This window comes from Burkholderia multivorans ATCC BAA-247, from assembly GCF_000959525.1.
Taxonomy (GTDB): domain Bacteria; phylum Pseudomonadota; class Gammaproteobacteria; order Burkholderiales; family Burkholderiaceae; genus Burkholderia; species Burkholderia multivorans.
Genome location: NZ_CP009831.1, coordinates 968,681 through 984,556, shown reverse-complemented (window position 1 = coordinate 984,556; position 15,876 = coordinate 968,681). Strand labels below are relative to the sequence as shown.

The 15,876-nt window shown below is 69.0% G+C and carries 15 protein-coding genes; 11 read left to right on the top strand and 4 right to left on the bottom strand.

From position 1 onward, the window contains the following. The first annotated feature begins 19 nt into the window (after positions 1-19). The 5 genes from NP80_RS06695 to NP80_RS06675 all read left to right on the top strand — a co-directional run bounded on the left by NP80_RS06695 (position 20) and on the right by NP80_RS06675 (position 5,932). Positions 20-772: a maleate cis-trans isomerase family protein gene (locus NP80_RS06695; RefSeq protein WP_006403890.1), complete on the top strand. Its 753-nt coding sequence runs from the start codon at positions 20-22 to the stop codon at positions 770-772. A 27-nt stretch (positions 773-799) separates the two neighbouring features. Next, a complete protein-coding gene (locus tag NP80_RS06690) occupies positions 800-1,630 on the top strand; it encodes an alpha/beta fold hydrolase (protein ID WP_006403891.1) in 831 nt (276 codons plus the stop codon). Positions 1,631-1,666: 36 nt separating this feature from the next. Beyond that, entirely contained in the window at positions 1,667-2,707 is a 1,041-nt protein-coding gene (locus NP80_RS06685) for a 2,5-dihydroxypyridine 5,6-dioxygenase NicX family protein (RefSeq protein ID WP_006411089.1), read from the top strand. An 11-nt stretch (positions 2,708-2,718) separates the two neighbouring features. Beyond that, positions 2,719-3,417 (top strand): isochorismatase family protein, encoded by a 699-nt coding sequence (locus tag NP80_RS06680; protein ID WP_006411087.1) that lies wholly within the window; start codon positions 2,719-2,721, stop codon positions 3,415-3,417. 223 nt (positions 3,418-3,640) lie between these two features. Then, positions 3,641-5,932 carry a xanthine dehydrogenase family protein molybdopterin-binding subunit gene (locus NP80_RS06675; protein WP_006403894.1) on the top strand — a complete coding sequence of 764 codons (2,292 nt, stop codon included), beginning with the start codon at positions 3,641-3,643 and terminating at the stop codon, positions 5,930-5,932. Positions 5,933-5,984: 52 nt separating this feature from the next. Here the strand turns inward: NP80_RS06675 and NP80_RS06670 are convergent, their stop codons facing one another. Then, the gene (locus NP80_RS06670; RefSeq protein WP_006399733.1) at positions 5,985-6,431 is read right to left on the bottom strand and encodes a MarR family winged helix-turn-helix transcriptional regulator; all 447 of its coding nucleotides are present in this window, start codon (positions 6,429-6,431) and stop codon (positions 5,985-5,987) included. A gap of 464 nt (positions 6,432-6,895) precedes the next feature. On the opposite strand from NP80_RS06670, the gene NP80_RS06665 reads away from it, so the two are divergent. Both NP80_RS06665 and NP80_RS06660 read left to right on the top strand, forming a co-directional pair. Continuing rightward, a complete protein-coding gene (locus tag NP80_RS06665; RefSeq protein WP_006403897.1) occupies positions 6,896-8,203 on the top strand; it encodes an MFS transporter in 1,308 nt (435 codons plus the stop codon). Between the two features lie 408 nt (positions 8,204-8,611). Beyond that, a complete protein-coding gene (locus NP80_RS06660; RefSeq protein WP_006410802.1) occupies positions 8,612-9,379 on the top strand; it encodes a DUF4397 domain-containing protein in 768 nt (255 codons plus the stop codon). A 74-nt stretch (positions 9,380-9,453) separates the two neighbouring features. On the opposite strand, the gene NP80_RS06655 is transcribed toward NP80_RS06660, so the two are convergent. After that, the gene (locus NP80_RS06655; RefSeq protein WP_006403900.1) at positions 9,454-10,005 is read right to left on the bottom strand and encodes a DUF3005 domain-containing protein; all 552 of its coding nucleotides are present in this window, start codon (positions 10,003-10,005) and stop codon (positions 9,454-9,456) included. A 71-nt stretch (positions 10,006-10,076) separates the two neighbouring features. Between NP80_RS06655 and NP80_RS06650 the strand changes: the two genes are divergently transcribed. Together NP80_RS06650 and NP80_RS06645 are read left to right on the top strand one after the other, a co-directional pair. Next, positions 10,077-10,415 carry a hypothetical protein gene (locus tag NP80_RS06650; protein ID WP_045593262.1) on the top strand — a complete coding sequence of 113 codons (339 nt, stop codon included), beginning with the start codon at positions 10,077-10,079 and terminating at the stop codon, positions 10,413-10,415. A 406-nt stretch (positions 10,416-10,821) separates the two neighbouring features. Further along, positions 10,822-11,970 carry a LysR family transcriptional regulator gene (locus NP80_RS06645; protein WP_006411667.1) on the top strand — a complete coding sequence of 383 codons (1,149 nt, stop codon included), beginning with the start codon at positions 10,822-10,824 and terminating at the stop codon, positions 11,968-11,970. A 39-nt stretch (positions 11,971-12,009) separates the two neighbouring features. Here NP80_RS06645 and NP80_RS06640 read toward each other — a convergent pair whose 3' ends face one another. Then, a complete protein-coding gene (locus NP80_RS06640; RefSeq protein WP_006403904.1) occupies positions 12,010-12,954 on the bottom strand; it encodes an AEC family transporter in 945 nt (314 codons plus the stop codon). 264 nt (positions 12,955-13,218) lie between these two features. Between NP80_RS06640 and NP80_RS06635 the strand changes: the two genes are divergently transcribed. After that, positions 13,219-14,208, top strand: coding sequence for an ABC transporter substrate-binding protein (locus tag NP80_RS06635; protein ID WP_006411669.1), 990 nt, complete (start codon positions 13,219-13,221; stop codon positions 14,206-14,208). Between the two features lie 17 nt (positions 14,209-14,225). Here the strand turns inward: NP80_RS06635 and NP80_RS06630 are convergent, their stop codons facing one another. Then, positions 14,226-14,600, bottom strand: a complete 375-nt coding sequence (locus NP80_RS06630) for a phage protein NinX family protein (protein WP_006411672.1) — start codon at positions 14,598-14,600, stop codon at positions 14,226-14,228. 196 nt (positions 14,601-14,796) lie between these two features. On the opposite strand from NP80_RS06630, the gene NP80_RS06625 reads away from it, so the two are divergent. Next, on the top strand, positions 14,797-15,864 hold the full coding sequence (locus NP80_RS06625; RefSeq protein WP_006403907.1) for an ABC transporter substrate-binding protein: 1,068 nt from the start codon (positions 14,797-14,799) through the stop codon (positions 15,862-15,864). The last annotated feature ends 12 nt before the right edge of the window (positions 15,865-15,876 follow it).

The following is a 15,876-nucleotide window of genomic DNA, read 5'->3' as shown; positions in this document are numbered from 1 at the left end:
GACACGGAGCCTTCCCGTCATGAGCAAGACCTATCGCATCGGCCAGATCGTGCCGAGTTCCAACACGACGATGGAAACGGAAATCCCCGCGATGCTGCGGCTGCGCGAAACGATCCGGCCCGAGCGCTTCACGTACCACTCGAGCCGGATGCGGATGAAGAAGGTCGTCAAGGAAGAGCTGGCGGCGATGGACGCCGAATCCGACCGCTGCGCGGTCGAGCTGTCCGACGCGCGCGTCGACGTGCTCGGCTACGCCTGCCTCGTCGCGATCATGGCGATGGGGCACGGCTATCACCGCGTGTCGCAGGCGCGCCTGACCGAACATACGGCCGGCAACGGCGCGCGCGCGCCGGTGCTGACGAGCGCGGGCGCGCTCGTCGACGCGCTGCGCGTGATCGGCGCGAAGCGGATCGTCGTCGTCGCGCCGTACATGAAGCCGCTGACCGAGCTCGTGGTCGACTACATCCGCAACGAGGGCTACGACGTGATTGCCTATCGCGCGCTCGAAATCCCCGACAACCTCGAGGTCGGCCGCCACGATCCGGCGCGGCTGCCCGACATCGTCAAGACGCTCCCGTATCAGGACGCCGACGCGATCGTGCTGTCGGCCTGCGTGCAGATGCCGTCGCTGCCGGCCGTCGCGAAAGTCGAGGCCATGACCGGCAAGCCGGTGATCACGGCCGCGATCGCGACGACCTACGCGATGCTGCGCGAACTCGATCTCGAGCCGATCGTGCCCGGCGCGGGCGCGCTGTTGTCCGGCGCGTACTGAACGCGCGTTTCCGACGGAGCTTTCGCGATGTCCTCGACTTTCCTGTACGGCGCGAACGTGCGCGCCAACGGCATCCGCCAGCACTACCTGCGCTACGGCGGCGCAACCGGCGCGCGCGCGACGCGTGCGGCGATCGTGCTGATTCCCGGCATCACGAGCCCTGCGATCACATGGGGGTTCGTCGGCGAAGCGTTCGGCGCCGCATTCGATACGTACGTGCTCGACGTGCGCGGCCGCGGGCTCTCCGACGCGTCGCCCACGCTCGACTACAGCCTCGATGCGCAGGCCGACGACGTCGTAGCGCTGGTCGCCGCGCTCGGCCTGTCGCGCACGAGCCTCGTCGGTCATTCGATGGGCGCGCGCATCGCCGCACGCGCCGCGCGGCGCGGCATCCGCGGGCTCGAATCGGTCGTGCTCGTCGATCCGCCCGTGTCGGGCCCCGGCCGCCGCGAGTATCCGGGCAAGCTGCCGTGGTACATCGATTCGATCGCGCTCGCACGTGCGGGCACCGACGCCGAAGGGATGCGCGCGTTCTGCCCGACCTGGACCGACGCGGAGCGGCAGCTGCGTGCCGAGTGGCTGCATACCTGCGACGAGCGCGCGGTGCGCGCCTCGTACGAGGGCTTTCACACCGACGACTTCCACGCGGACGCCGCGCAGCTCGCGGTGCCGTCGCTGCTGATCACGGCCGAGCGCGGCGACGTGGTACGCGACGACGACGTCGCCGAACTGCAGCGCGCGACGCCGTCGATGCGGCACGTGCGCGTGCCCGATGCCGGCCACATGATTCCGTGGGACAACGCACGCGGCTTCTACGCGGCCTTCGGCGACTTCCTCGGCGCGCCGCTCGCGGCCTGACGCCGCCTTTTCCTCACGCCTTTACCGGAGCCGACGATGCCAGTCAGCGACACCCAACTGATCGACGCGTGGAAGCAGGTGCTCACGCTGTCGCGCCTCGAACCGGGCCAGACCGTCACGATCCTGACGAGCGCGGCCACCCATCCTCAGACGCTGTCATGCGCGCTGATCGCGACGCAGTCGATGGGCGCGATCGTGAACCGGCTCGACCTGCCGCCCGTCAACGGCGACAAGGCATTCAGCCGCGATCCGCTCGCCTATCTCGGCACGACGCCGCTGACCGGCAACCGCGCCGCGATCGCGGCGCTGCAGGCGAGCGATCTCGTGCTCGATCTGATGACGCTGCTGTTCTCGCCGGAGCAGCACGACATCCTGAAGTCCGGCACGAAGATCCTGCTCGCCGTCGAGCCGCCCGAAGTGCTGGTGCGGATGGTGCCGACGCTCGCCGATCGCACGCGCGTGCTCGCCGCGACGAAGCAGATTGCCGCCGCGCGCGAGATGCGCGTCAGCTCGGCGGCCGGCACCGCGTTCGTCTGCCCGCTCGGCGATTTCGCGCCGACGGCCGAGTACGGCTTCGTCGACGCGCCGGGCCGCTGGGATCACTGGCCGAGCGGCTTCGCGCTCACCTACCCGAACGATCGCACGGCGCGCGGCACGATCGTCATCGATCGCGGCGACATCCTGCTGCCGCAGAAGCACTACGTGAGCGAGCCGATCGTGCTGACCGTCGAGGGCGGCTATGCGACGCGCATCGAAGGCGGCGTCGACGCCGATCTGCTGCGCGACTACATGGACACGTTCGCCGATCCCGAAGGCTATGCGATCTCGCATATCGGCTGGGGGCTGCAGCCGCGCGCGCGCTGGTCGACGCTCGGCCTCTACGACCGCGAAGCGACGATCGGCATGGACGCGCGCGCCTTCGAGGGCAACTTCCTGTTCTCGCTCGGCCCGAACAACGAAGGCGGCGGCAGCCGCACCACGACGTGCCACATCGACATCCCGCTGCGCCGCTGCACGGTCGAACTCGACGGCCACGCCGTCGTGCGCGACGGGCGCGTGACCGACCAACCCGCCTGACGAGACCCACGATGAACGACCTCTCCCACCACGCCGAAGCGCACGTGTATCGCGAACAGGGTTTCGGCACGCCGTTGCCGCCACACGGCAGGCTTGCGCTGCTGATCGTCGACTTCGTCGTCGGGTTCGCCGATCCTGCGACGTTCGGCGGCGGCAACATCGCGCCGGCGATCGCGCGCACGACGCAGGCGCTCGCGATCGCGCGGCAGCGCGGCTGGCCGGTCGCGCACAGCCGGATCGTCTATGCGGACGACGGCAGCGACGACAACGTGTTCTCGCTGAAGGTGCCCGGCATGGCGACGCTGACCGAGCACCACCCGAACAGCGCGATCGTGCCGGAACTGACGCCCGCGCACGGCGAGCTCGTCGTGCGCAAGACCGTGCCGTCCGCGTTCTTCGGCACGCAGCTCGCGCCCTGGCTCGCGCAGCGCGCCGTGCAGACGCTGCTCGTCGCCGGTGCGGTGACGAGCGGCTGCGTGCGCGCGAGCGTCGTCGATGCGATGTCGCACGGATTCCGTCCGCTCGTGCTCGCCGATTGCGTCGGCGATCGGGCGATCGCACCGCACGAAGCGAATCTGTTCGACATGCAGCAGAAATATGCGGCCGTGATGCCGCTCGACGATGCGATCGCGGCGATCGATGCGATGCACGCGACACATGCGACACATGCGACACATGCGACGCATGCGACGCACGCGCCCGCGCGCTGAGCCGATGCGCATCGCGGCCGAACTGCGCCGCACCGGTCGCGACGCGCTCGACGCCGGCCACCGCCGCCTTTGACGCCGCGTTTTTGGCCGTCTAGATTCGAACGGGCGGTCGCGCGGATCATTCGGGAGCGGCCCGGAAACGACGCGGCGATCGTGCCGCCAACCGTCCCGAACGACTTTTTCGCGCGGCACCCGCCGCGCCGCCACCCAGGACACCTGCTCCGTGAACCGCTCCGAACTGCTCGCGCGCACCGGCTGCCTGACCGTGATCCGGCCGCCCGCGCCGCCGGTGAAGCCGGCGCCCGGTCAGCCGGGCAGCCTGTCGTCGTATGTGCCGGCGCTGCCCGAAGTATTCGTCGCGATCGTCGACGACGGCCGCATCCTCGCCTTCAACGGTCACGTCGACCTCGGCACCGGCATCCGCACCTCGCTCGCGCAGATCGTCGCCGAGGAACTCGACGTGCCGGCCGCGCGCGTGACGATGGTGCTCGGCGATACGGCCGCGACACCGAACCAGGGCCCGACCATCGCGAGCGCGACGATCCAGATTTCGGCCGCACCGTTGCGCTGCGCGGCCGCACAGGCGCGACATGCGCTGCTTGCGCTGGCCGCCGAGCAGTTCGGCGTCGATGCCGGGCAACTGCGCGTCGACGACGGCACGATCTCGGCCGTCGACCACAGCGGCGCGCAGCGCCAGGCAAGCTACGCCGAACTCGTCGCGCAGCGCCGCATCGCGCTGACGCTCGACCCGCACACGCGCACGAAGGATCCGGCGCAGTACCGCATCGTCGGCCGCGCGTCGCCGCGTGTCGACCTGCCGGCAAAGGCGACCGGCGAACTCACGTTCGTGCACGACGTACGCGTGCCCGGCATGCTGCACGGCCGTGTCGTGCGGCCACCGTATGCAGGCCACGACAGCGGCCCATTCGTCGGCGCGTCGCTGCTGGACGTCGATCGCACGTCGGTGGCCGACGTGCCGGGGCTCGTCGCGGTCGTGACGATCGGCGATTTCGTCGGCGTCGTCGCCGAGCGCGAGGAGCACGCGATCCGCGCCGCGCGGCAACTGCGCGTCGTGTGGCGCCCGCATCCGCCGCTGCCGCCGCTCGACGATCCGGCGGCGGCGATCGCCGCCGCGCCCGCGCAGCCGCGCCTGCTGCTCGACGAAGGCGACGTCGAAGCCGCCCGCACGTTGCCCGACACGCTCACGCTGACGCGCACCTATACGTGGCCGTTCCAGATGCATGCGTCGATCGGACCGTCGTGCGCGGTCGCCGACTACCGCGCACCCGGCGACGGGCGCATCACCGTGTGGTCCGGCACGCAGAACCCGGTGTCGCTGCGCTACGACCTCGCGACGCTCGTCGCGCGCGACGAAGCGGACATCGACATCGTGCGGATGGAAGCCGCCGGCTGCTACGGCCGCAACGGCGCCGACGACGTCTGCGGCGATGCGCTGCTGCTGTCGCGCGCGGTCGGGCGCCCGGTGCGCGTACAGCTGATGCGTGCGGACGAGCATCTGTGGGAACCGAAAGGCGCGGGCCAGCAGATGCGCGTGACGGGCACCGTGTCGCGCGACGGCCGCCTCGTCGGCTACGACTTCGCGACGCGCTACCCGTCGAACGACGCGCCGCTGCTTGCCGCACTGCTGACCGGCACGATCGCGCCCGAGCCGCGCGTGTTCGAGATGGGCGACCGCACGGCCGTGTCGCCGTATGTCTGCGCGCACCGGCGCTTCGTCTGCGAGGATCTCGCGCCGCTCGTGCGCGCGTCGTGGCTGCGCGGCGTCTCGGCGTTGCCGAACTCGTTCGCGCACGATACGTTTGTCGACGAGTGCGCGGCGCTGACGGGCGTCGATCCGCTGGCGTTTCGCATCCGTCATCTGCAGGACGCGCGCGCGATCGAGCTGCTGCATGCCGTGGCCGAACGCGCAGGCTGGACGCCGCGCGTGCGCCGCGATCCCGATCCGGCGCGCGTCGTACGCGGGCGCGGCATCGCGTACGCGCGCTACGTGCACAGCCGCTTTCCCGGTTTCGGCGCGGCGTGGTCCGCGTGGATCGTGGATCTGAGCGTCGATCGCGTGACCGGCGAAATCCGCGTGGAGCGCGTGACGGTCGGACAGGACACCGGCACGATGATCAATCCGGACGGCGTACGCCATCAGATTCACGGCAACGTGATCCAGGTGCTGAGCCGCACGCTGAAGGAGCGCGTGCGCTTTGCGGACGGCAAGGTCGCCTCGCGCGAATGGGCGGGCTATCCGATCCTGACGTTCGCGGAGGTGCCCGACGTCGACGTCGTGCTGATGCCGCGACAGGGCGAACCGCCGCTCGGTGCCGGCGAATCGGCGTCGGTGCCGGGGCCGGCCGCGGTCGCGAACGCGCTGTTCGATGCGACCGGCGTGCGGTTCTACGCACCGCCTTTTACGCCGGAGACGATTCGCGCCGGACTGCGCGACGCCGGCCGCTTGCTTGCGGGCGATGCGGCCGGCACGCGCGCGGCGGCCGATACCGCCTAGCCGCCGTTCGTCGCGATCGAGGTCGCCGCGAACCGAACGCGGCGATCACGCGTCACTCGGCGCCCTCTTCGTCCATCATCTTGCGCAGCAGAAACTGCAGCGCGACGCGCTCGCCCGGATTCAGCGTCCCATACGTGCGTTCCGTCACCTGACGCGCGAACGGCACCGTGCGGTCGATCAGCGCGAGGCCGGCGGCCGTCGCTCGCACGAGCAGCTTGCGGCCGTCGTTCGGATCGGGCAACACCTCGATCAGCGCGCGCGTCTTCAACCGCTCGACGACGCCGCGTATCGTCGCCTGATCGATCGCGGTCGCCTTCACGATGTCGTTCAGCGAACTCGCCTGCCGCTCCTTCACCGCGCACAGCGTGACGAACTGCGCGGCCGTCAGATCCGAATCCGGAATTGCCTCCTGGAAGATCGCGACGTGCCGTTGATACGCGCGGCGCAGCAAGTGCCCGATCTGGTCGTGAAAGTCGTAGGAATCCCTGGAAGACGCCATGAAAGTCGCGGCTCGCACCGCATGAAAACCGAAAGACATGGAGTGTACACCCTCAAATCGGCACAAGCGGTGCATGGCGATGCCTCATGGCGGTGCGTCAACGGACGGCGCCGCGCGAGTCCGCCGCGTTCGGTGCATGGATCGCATGCATCGCTTCGCCGCATCCCGCTCCGGTGTACACGCGCCATTTTCGAGCGTAGTCATACAATTTTCCTCGAAGCTTCGTGCCTCGTAACGGTGCCGTCGATTCGCAACGAAATCCCGCCGAATATCACGTTTAGACCAGTGTTTTCGATACCTTTCCGCCTGTCGAGAGCCGCGCTTCAAGCCCCCGCCGAGATTTCTTATTTTGTAGTGTGTACGCTCATTAATTGGCGTGCTATACAGACTCAAGCGCGCGCCGAACCACGCTCGCGTCGACCGTCGACCCATTTCCTCCGTCACTTACGAACAGGGGTTATCCCATGTCTACCGCCCACCCGAGTGCCGCCGTCGGTGCCGACGACGCGCAGCACGGCGCGCTCTACCGCAAGGTCACGCTGCGCCTGATCACGCTGTTCTGTCTGTGCTATTTCGCCGCGTATCTCGATCGCATCAACATCGGGCTCGCGAAGCTGCAGATGCTGGACGCGCTGAAGTTCAGCGATGCCGTGTACGGGCTCGGCGCCGGCCTGTTCTTCGGCGGCTACATCCTGTTCGAGGTGCCGAGCAATCTGATCCTGCAACGTGTCGGCGCGAAGCTGTGGATCGCGCGAATCATGATCACGTGGGGGCTGCTGTCGGGCGCGACGATGTTCGTGCAGACGCCGATGCAGTTCTATGTCGTGCGCTTCCTGCTCGGCGCCGCGGAAGCCGGATTTCTGCCGGGCGTGCTGCTGTATCTGACGCAGTGGTATCCGGACGCGCGCCGCGCGCGGATCGTCGCGCTGTTCATGGTCGGCCTGCCGCTGTCGAGCATGATCGGCAGCCCGATCTCCGGCTGGATCATGCGGGCGTTCGACGGCGTGCACGGGCTCGGCGGATGGCAGTGGCTGTTTCTGCTCGAAGCGCTGCCGTCGGTCCTGCTCGGCTTCGCGGTGCTGCGCTGGCTGCCGAACCGCATCGAGTCCGCACAATGGCTGAACGACGACGAGAAGCGCGTGCTGCGCGCGAACCTCGACCGCGACCCGTCGGGGAACAAGAGCCACGCGCTCGGGCGTGCGTTCTCCGATCCGAAGGTATGGGCGCTCGGGCTGATCGACCTGTGCGTGCTGCTCGGACTGTACGCGGTCAGCTTCTGGCTGCCGACGATCCTGCGCGACACCGGCGTGAAGGACGCCTATCACATCGGCTGGCTGATGGTGATTCCGAACGCGGCGGCCGTCCTCGCGACGCTCTATTGCGGCGCGAGCTCCGACCGTGCACGCGAACGGCGCTGGCATATCGTCGTGCCGTTCGTCGTGTCGGCGGTCGCGCTGGCGATCGCGGCGACGTCGTCGCACGGCACGGTCGGCACCGTCGTGCTGTTCTCGCTGATCAACGCGGGCGCGGCCGCCGCGATGCCGGTCGTATGGGCGCTGCCGTCGACCTTCCTCAAGGGATCGGCGGCCGCCGGCGGCATTGCGTTCGCCTGCTCGATCGCGAACCTCGGCGGGTTCGGCAGCACCTACTTCATCGGCTGGCTGCGCGACACGTTCCATTCGCAGAGCGCGGGCCTCTACGCATTCGCCGCTTGCATGCTGATCGGCTGCGCGCTGGCGCTCGCGTATCCGGCCAAGCTCGTGAACCGGTAAAACGCATGCGCGCGCAACGTCACGGTATCGTTGTGTGCGCATCGACCGCCGACGTGGTCAGCATCGAAAGGACGACCGTTTAAAACGGTTTCGCGCGTCATGACCACGTACGCGATGCTGCATGCCGCTTTGCATCGCCACCTTTTTACAATCGTCGGAACGATCGCACGCGCGCATCATCGTGCCGCCGGTCGCACGCGCGATCGCACGATCGCCATCGCGCCGCCGCATCGTCGTGCGGCCGCCGTTTTACTCGTTCGTCGTGCCAAGCGGGCACGCTCTTTGCGACTTGGTCGCGCCTGCCGACCCGGCAGACGACTACTTCCCTGAACCCGGCGTTGCGCCCCGCGCGAACCGTTCGCGCGGCAGGAGCGCATCGCAAGCAGGTTTTCTGAACGAGAGGACGACATGAAATCCATTCGAACTTTGGTGGCGCTGTGCTCGGTGATCTCCGTACTCGCCGCATGCGGGGGAGGCGACGGCAACGACCTCGGTACCGAACTGGGGATCTCGAAGCCGCAGGCGCGCTTCATCAACGCGGTGCCGGCCGGCCCGAACCTCGACTACTACCTGAACGCGAAGGTCGACGCGTCGGGCGTCGCGTACAAGGGCGTCACGCGTTATCACGACATCGATTCGGGCGGGCAGACCGCGAGCTACGACGTATCGGGAACGAACACCACGGTCGCGTCGCAGTCGTTCAACGCGGCGAACGGCCACCACTACACGACGATCGCGCTGCCGAGCACGTCGTCCGCGATTTCTGTCGTCGACGATCCGTACGGAAAGGGCCTGCTGTCCGACAAGGCGCGCGTACGCAGCTTCAACGCATCGCCGAACGCGCAGAACGTCGACGTCTACGTCGTGCCGCCGAACACCGACATCACGACGCAAACCCCGACGCTGACGGGCGCCGCGTACCAGAACGCGTCGCCGCCTTCCGGTCAGGACTCCGTCTATCTGAACGGCGGCACCTATCAGATCATCGTGACGACGGCGGGCAGCAAATCGCCGATTCTGAAGACCGCGCCGGTCACGCTGAACAACAACGCGGACTGGCTGATCGTGACGATTCCGTCGGGCGGCATCGGCGACGTCACGCCGAACGACATTCACGTGCTCGTTGCGCAAGGCAACGACGCCGACACGTCCGCACAGGAACTCGGGCCGCAGTAACACGGCCCGCGATGCGCTGCCGCCGGCAGCGCGGCCCGCGCATCGCAGGGTGCGCGGGCGGCTTGCTTCCTTCCTTATTCGATCCGTTCCAGACAGATGACGTGCTCGGCGCGGCTCGAATCGCCGTGCGGGACTTCGACATCGCCCACGTGACGCACGCGCCAGCCGGGGCGCGTCGCGATCAGCGGCATGTTGCCGTCCGGGCGGCTCTCGATGCCGCCGAGCCCGTCGTCCGGCGTGTCGACGCTTTCGTCGAGCGACGCGTTCGAATAGATCACGTTGTCGTGCCACTTCGACGCGCCGGTCCGGGCTTCGAGGCCCTTGCCGTCGACGTCGACCGTGTTGTCCGTCATCGCCATGTTGGCGTTGTCGATCGTGACGATGCGGCCGCCTGCGCGGCGCACGGGATCGCCGCTGTCGACCGCGTGCGCATCTCGATCGATCGGCGGCAAGCCGGTCGGCGCCTTGCCCGCGACGGCCTCCGGCGATAGCGGCCGCTGCGCGAACTCCTTCGCCTGGGTGGCGGCGCTCGGCATTTCGTGGCCGGCCGCCGGCGTTTTCGCGGGGCTTTGCGCGATCGTTTCCTGCTGCTGTTTCGGGGTAGGGTTCGATTCGGCGTTCTGCATCGCATCTCCTGTCCGGGCTGCGCGCACCGGCGCCGAGCCGGCACGCCGCTCCGGGAATCGCTACACGGTCCTTGCAAATCTTTCATGCGACGGGCACGGCGCGGCCCGACGCGTCGACGCGCCCCGGCCGGCCGTCGCAGCGGCGCGCGAACCGCGCGCCGCGACGCGTTCGTCAGCCGCCGCTCGCGCCGCTCGGCGTCGACGCCGCACCCGGCATGCTCGCGCCGGTATCGGCCCCGGTGCCGGCCGCACCGCTGCTCGGCGTGCCCGACGGCGCGGTCGCCGGCGCGTTCGACATGCTGCCCGACGACGTCTGGTCGGAACTCGTGCTGTCCGATTTCTTCTGGCAGCCTGCGCCTGCCGCCATGCCGGCGATCAGGACGCCGGCGAAAACGGCTCGGCATACGTGACGAAATGAATATCGCTGCATGACACCTCCCGCTGATGTCGGTGGATGGGAACCCGTTCACGAGCAATCCGCGTACCGGCGTAACCATTCGTTTTTCAAATGAGGGCCAGCCGAATATTTAATTTCCCATGGCGGGACGCGCCCACCATACTCGCGAGCGAATCCCGACCATAACGGTCACGATGCGGTGCGCAACGCTGCGTGCAGCCGCGAGCGGGGCCGGATTGCCGATACGGAAGGAGACACCGGCGTGCTACTGGAAACTGCCTGTCGCGCAGGCATCGTGCGCGGCGCCGACGACGCGTCGCATCGAACCGGCACGGCCGCGCGCGCGGTCCTAAGCCGGGCCCGCGACTGCGCGCTCGCGCTCGTCGCGCCAGCGCCGCATCGCCGCGACGGACCTCGACATGCGTGAGCGCGTAGCACCGCGCGCCGCTGAGCGCGACGCCGACGCCGCACACGCGCTCGACGTGCTCGATGCGCGGCTCATGCGCATGCTGCTCGTGCTGCTGACCGAGCGCACGGTGTCGCGCGCCGCTGTGCGGCTCAACATGTCGCAGCCGGCGACGAGCGCCGCACTGAAACGGCTGCGTACGCTGCTGGGCGATCCGCTGCTCGTGCGCAGCCGCTACGGGATGGTGCCGACCGAGTTCGGCGGCCGGCTGATCGAGCCGCTGCGCAATGCGCTGCGCGTGATCGACTTGATCCGGCTCCAGCAGCCGCACTTCGACGCGCGTACGTCGGTACGCACCTACCGGATCGGCTGCCCCGACTATCTGAACGTGCTGTTCGTGCCGAAGCTCGTCGCGCTGTTCCGCACACGCGCGCCGCAGGCGCAGCTCGTGTTTCATCCGCTCGGCGACGGCTTCGACGACGAACGCGCGCTCGCCGACGGCGAACTCGATGTCGTAATCGACAATCGTCCCGCGCGCGGCGCGCAATTCCGGCAGGAACGGCTGTTCGACGACCGGATCGTGTGCCTGATGCGCGCGACGCACCCGCTCGCGCGGCGCGGCGCGATCACGGCCGCCGAATTCGCCGATGCGCCGCAGCTGTGCCCGTCGCCGTCGTGGCTCGAAGCGTCCGGCGCGATCGACCGGCAACTCGAGCGCGTCGGACTGAGGCGGCGCATCGTCGTCACGCTGCCGCACTTCGAGCTCGCCGCGCATGCGCTCGTGCGCTCGGATCTCGTCCTGACCACGACGTACCGGCTTGCGTGCCATTACGCGAAACTGCTGCCGCTGCGCGTCGTCGCGTTGCCGGCCGCTCCGCCCGAGGTCGGCTATCGCATCACATGGAACGAAGCGGGTTCGTGCGTCGATGGCGTGCGCTGGCTACGCGAGCTGATTGCCGAAGCGACACGCAGTTGGCTCGATGCCGAGGCTGCGCAGCCGGCGGTGACGGCACTGCCCGCGGCGGCGGCGGCTGCACCGACCGCCGCGACGTCCGAACCTGCGCGCACACGTCCGGGTCGCCGTCCGTCACGCTGCTCGTCGCGCCCGATTCGGACCGCGCGCTGCGCACGTCACGCGCGCATCGCGTCGAAATCGCACTGACCGTCGCGCCGTGCGTGCGGTTGCCCCCGCTGCGCTCCGCTACGATGCGTGCCGCGCGAGCGCAAGCAGCACCGACAACGACACGATCGAGCCGATCGTCGACAGCAGGATCGTGCGCGACGTCACCTGCGCTTCGCGTCCATAGAATTCGGCGAGCATATAAGGCCCCGTGCCGGTCGGCAGCGCCGCGAGCACGACGGCGATCTGCGCGAGCACCGGCGGCAGCGCGAACACGCGCACGCCGAGCCACCATGCGAGCGCGGGCTGGACGAAGAGCTTCGTCGCGGTCAGCGCGATGCTGCCGCGCGGCGTGTCGCCGGATGCCTCGCGCTTCTCCGCGAGAAACAGCCCGAGGCTCACGAGCGCGCACGGGCTGGCCGCCGCGCCGAGCAGCTTCAGGAATGTCTGCGCGGGCGCGGCGAGCGTCACGTGTGCGGCCGCGACGCACACGCCTGCGAGCGGCGCGACGATCAGCGGATTGCGCAGTAGCGCGCCGACGACCTTCCACATGAGTCTCAGCGGCGCACGGTCGCGCTGCAGCCCGATCTCGATGACGACGATCGCGCCGGCGAACAGCACGCACGCGACCAGAATCGTCGCGATCGTGGTCGGCGTCAGGCTGTCGGTGCCGAAGGCGAGCAGGCACAGCGGAAAGCCGAGATAGCCGGTGTTCGGATACGACGCGGCGATCGCGTCGATGCTGGCATCGGCGAGCGGCCGCCCGGCGAGCACACGCCAGATGAGCACGCCGCCGAACACGGCCGCGCAGGTCAGCGCGAACGTCGCGACGAAGGCCGGCTGATAGAGCTGATGCCACGAGGCCTGCGCCATGATCTGGAACAGCAGCGCGGGCAGCGCGAGCCAGACGACGAACCGGTTCAGTTCGGACGCGGCCGCCGGACCCAGCACGCCACGCTTGCGGCACAGAAATCCTGCCGCGATCAGCCCGAACACGGGCAACAGAATCTCGATCGTCGATGACATCTTGGACACGCTGCGTGAAACCGGAACGCGCCAGCTTAATGGTTCCGCGCGGCTGCGTCCAATGCGGACGCCGGTGAGCACGGCTCGCCTCGCCTGTCGCAGTCGGTTGTGTAAGCAACTTGTATGCAGCGTGCGGGCGGCCGAGCGCCGCGGCGACGGCGTACGAATATGCATTTCGCGATTCGATGTTTGTCTGCGCGAGGCCGAATCCGTAATCTGCCCGTCAGCCGCGCACCCCGCGCGGATGACCGAGGACCCACCGCCATGCATTCGTCTCCGTCCCGCAGCCGACGCCGCGCACTGCTGCGCGTCGCGGCCGTCGCCGCCGCACCGCTGACCGGCGGCGTTGCGCTATCCGTGCGCGCGGCCGGCACCGACGTGTCGGGCGTCACGCTCGTGCTCGGCGATCAGGCAGGCGGACTGCGTGCACTCGCCGAAGCGGCGCGGGTGCTCGACGGCGTGCCGTACCGGTTCCGCTGGGCGAATTTTCAGGGCGCCGCGCCGCTGTTCGAAGCGCACCGCGCGGGCGCGATCGATCTCGCACCGGCCGGCGACCTGCCCGTGCTGACCGCCGCGCTCGGCGATCCGGCGCTGCGGATCGTCGCGACGCGCGTCGGCTCGCCGACCTCGCTCGGCATCGTCGTGCAGCCCGACTCGCCGGTGCGCACGGTCGCGGACCTGAAAGGACGCACCGTCGTCGTATCGTCGGCGCGCGGCAGCATCTCGCAGTATCAGCTGTACGGCGCGCTGCGCGAACACGGGCTCGCCCCGACCGACGTCGACGTGCGGTTCGTGCTGCCCGTCGACGCGTTCGCCGCGTTCGAGGCGAAGCAGATCGCGATCTGGGCGACCTTCGATCCGTACTACGGACATGTGGTGCGACGCGGTGCGCGCGTGGTGCGCGACGGCAGCGGCATCAATTCGGGACTCGCGTTTCTCACGTCGCCGGTCGACACGCTGAACGACCGCGCGAAACGCGCGGCGCTCACCGACGTGCTCGCACGGCTCACGCGCGCCGGTCAATGGGCGCTGTCGCATCCGGCCGACTACGCGAACGTCTATGCAACGCTCACGCGCCTGCCGCCCGATGCAGCCGCCGATATCGCGCGCCGTGCGGCGCTCGCGCAGCGCAGCGTGTCGCGCGCCGACATCGACGTGCTGCAACGCGTCGCGGACCGTGCGGCGGCCGATGCGATCCTGCCGAAACGGGTCGATGTCGCGTCGATCGCGATACCGAACGTTTCCGCGACGTAGCGCACAGCGCTCAGCCCTCAGCGCGGTTTCGACATGTCGAGATCCGGCACGTCGTCGCCGAACGTCGAGGCGACCAGCGTGCGCATCGCGGCGACCAACAGCGTCGGCCCCGACTGGTTGAACGTGCAGCGCTCGCCCGCGGCCGGCACCGCGCGATGCAGCACGGCGCGCCACGGGCCGCGCCCGCCTTCGCGCTCGAACGCGGCGAACGGCAGCCGCTCGACGATCGGGCCGCCGTCGGCCCACGACGACGACGGCGCGAACGGCACGGGCGCGCCGCCCGACTCGCCAGCCACCGTGCAGCCCGACGCATCGACGCGCGGCGCAGCGCGATCTATCGCCATCGCCACCCAGTAATCCAGCGCCGCGCCCGTCAGATTCTCGACTTGCATGCCCGCCTCCGCTCCGTGTTCAACGACGGCATCGCGCCCGCACGCACCGCGCCTCCCCGCCACCGTCTTTGATCTCCGCATCAACGCGATAAGCATAGTTCAAATCGTTGTTTGTCCGTGCCGGGAGCGTCATCGAGAATGACTCGACGGGTTCGCGCCCGCTTCGTTCCCCTGACGTTTCCACTTCGATCGATCCATGCTTCCACTGCGTCTGCTGCGATCGCTGCTGATCGCCTCCATCTTCGCGCTGCCGGCCGCCGCCGCGCACGCGGACAAACCCGCCGTCATCCGCATCGGCGTCGCGCAGCAAGGTGCCGGCGATCCGCCGACCTTCGGCGGCTCGTCCGCCGCGACCGTGCAATTGCAGCAGCTCGTCGAGAAGGAATTCGCGGCCGACGGCATCAAGGTGCAGTGGCTGTTCTTCAAGGGCGCCGGGCCGGCCGTCAACGAAGCGATCGCCAACAAGGCGCTCGACTTCGCGTACCAGGGCGACCTGCCCGCCGTGCTCGCGCGCGCCAACGGGCTCAAGACGCATCTGCTGCTTGCCACCAGCGTCCGCTCGGGCGTCAAGATCGCGGTGCCGCCCGATTCCGACATCAAGTCGATCAAGGACCTGAAGGGCCGCCGCGTCTCGATCTTCCGCGGCACGAACCTGCAGCTCGTCGCCGACAACGCGCTCGCGAAGAACGGGCTCGACGAACGCGACCTGCGCGTGACCAACCTCGACACCGCGAGCGCGCTGGCCGCGCTCGCGTCGAAGGGCATCGACGCGTCGGTGAACGACTACCAGCTGTACAAGCTGCGCGACGCGGGGCTCGCGAAAATCATCTACGAATCGCAGAACGACGGCCCGCAGTTCACGCGTCAGACGCACCTGCTCGTGCTGGACGATTTCGAGCGCGCGCATCCGGACATCGTGCAGCGCGTGGTCGACGCGGTCGTGAAAGGCGCGCGCTGGTCGTCCGACGAAGCGAACCGCGATGCGCTGTTCAAGTTGTGGGCGAAGAGCGGCGTGCCGGTGTCGTCCTGGCAGGCCGACTATGCGAACCAGCGCCTGAAGGATCGCCTGTCGCCGCTGATCGACCCGTTCCTCGTCGCGCGCTACAAGGCCGTCGCGCAGGATGCGCTGCGGCTGAAGCTGATCCGCCAGCCGATCGACGTCGACGGCTGGTTCGAGCCGAAGTATCTCGACAACGCGCTGCGCGCGCAGAAGCTCGAACAGTACTGGCCGCGCTACGACGCGTCAGGCAAGCCGCTGTCCTGAACCGGAGTCCAC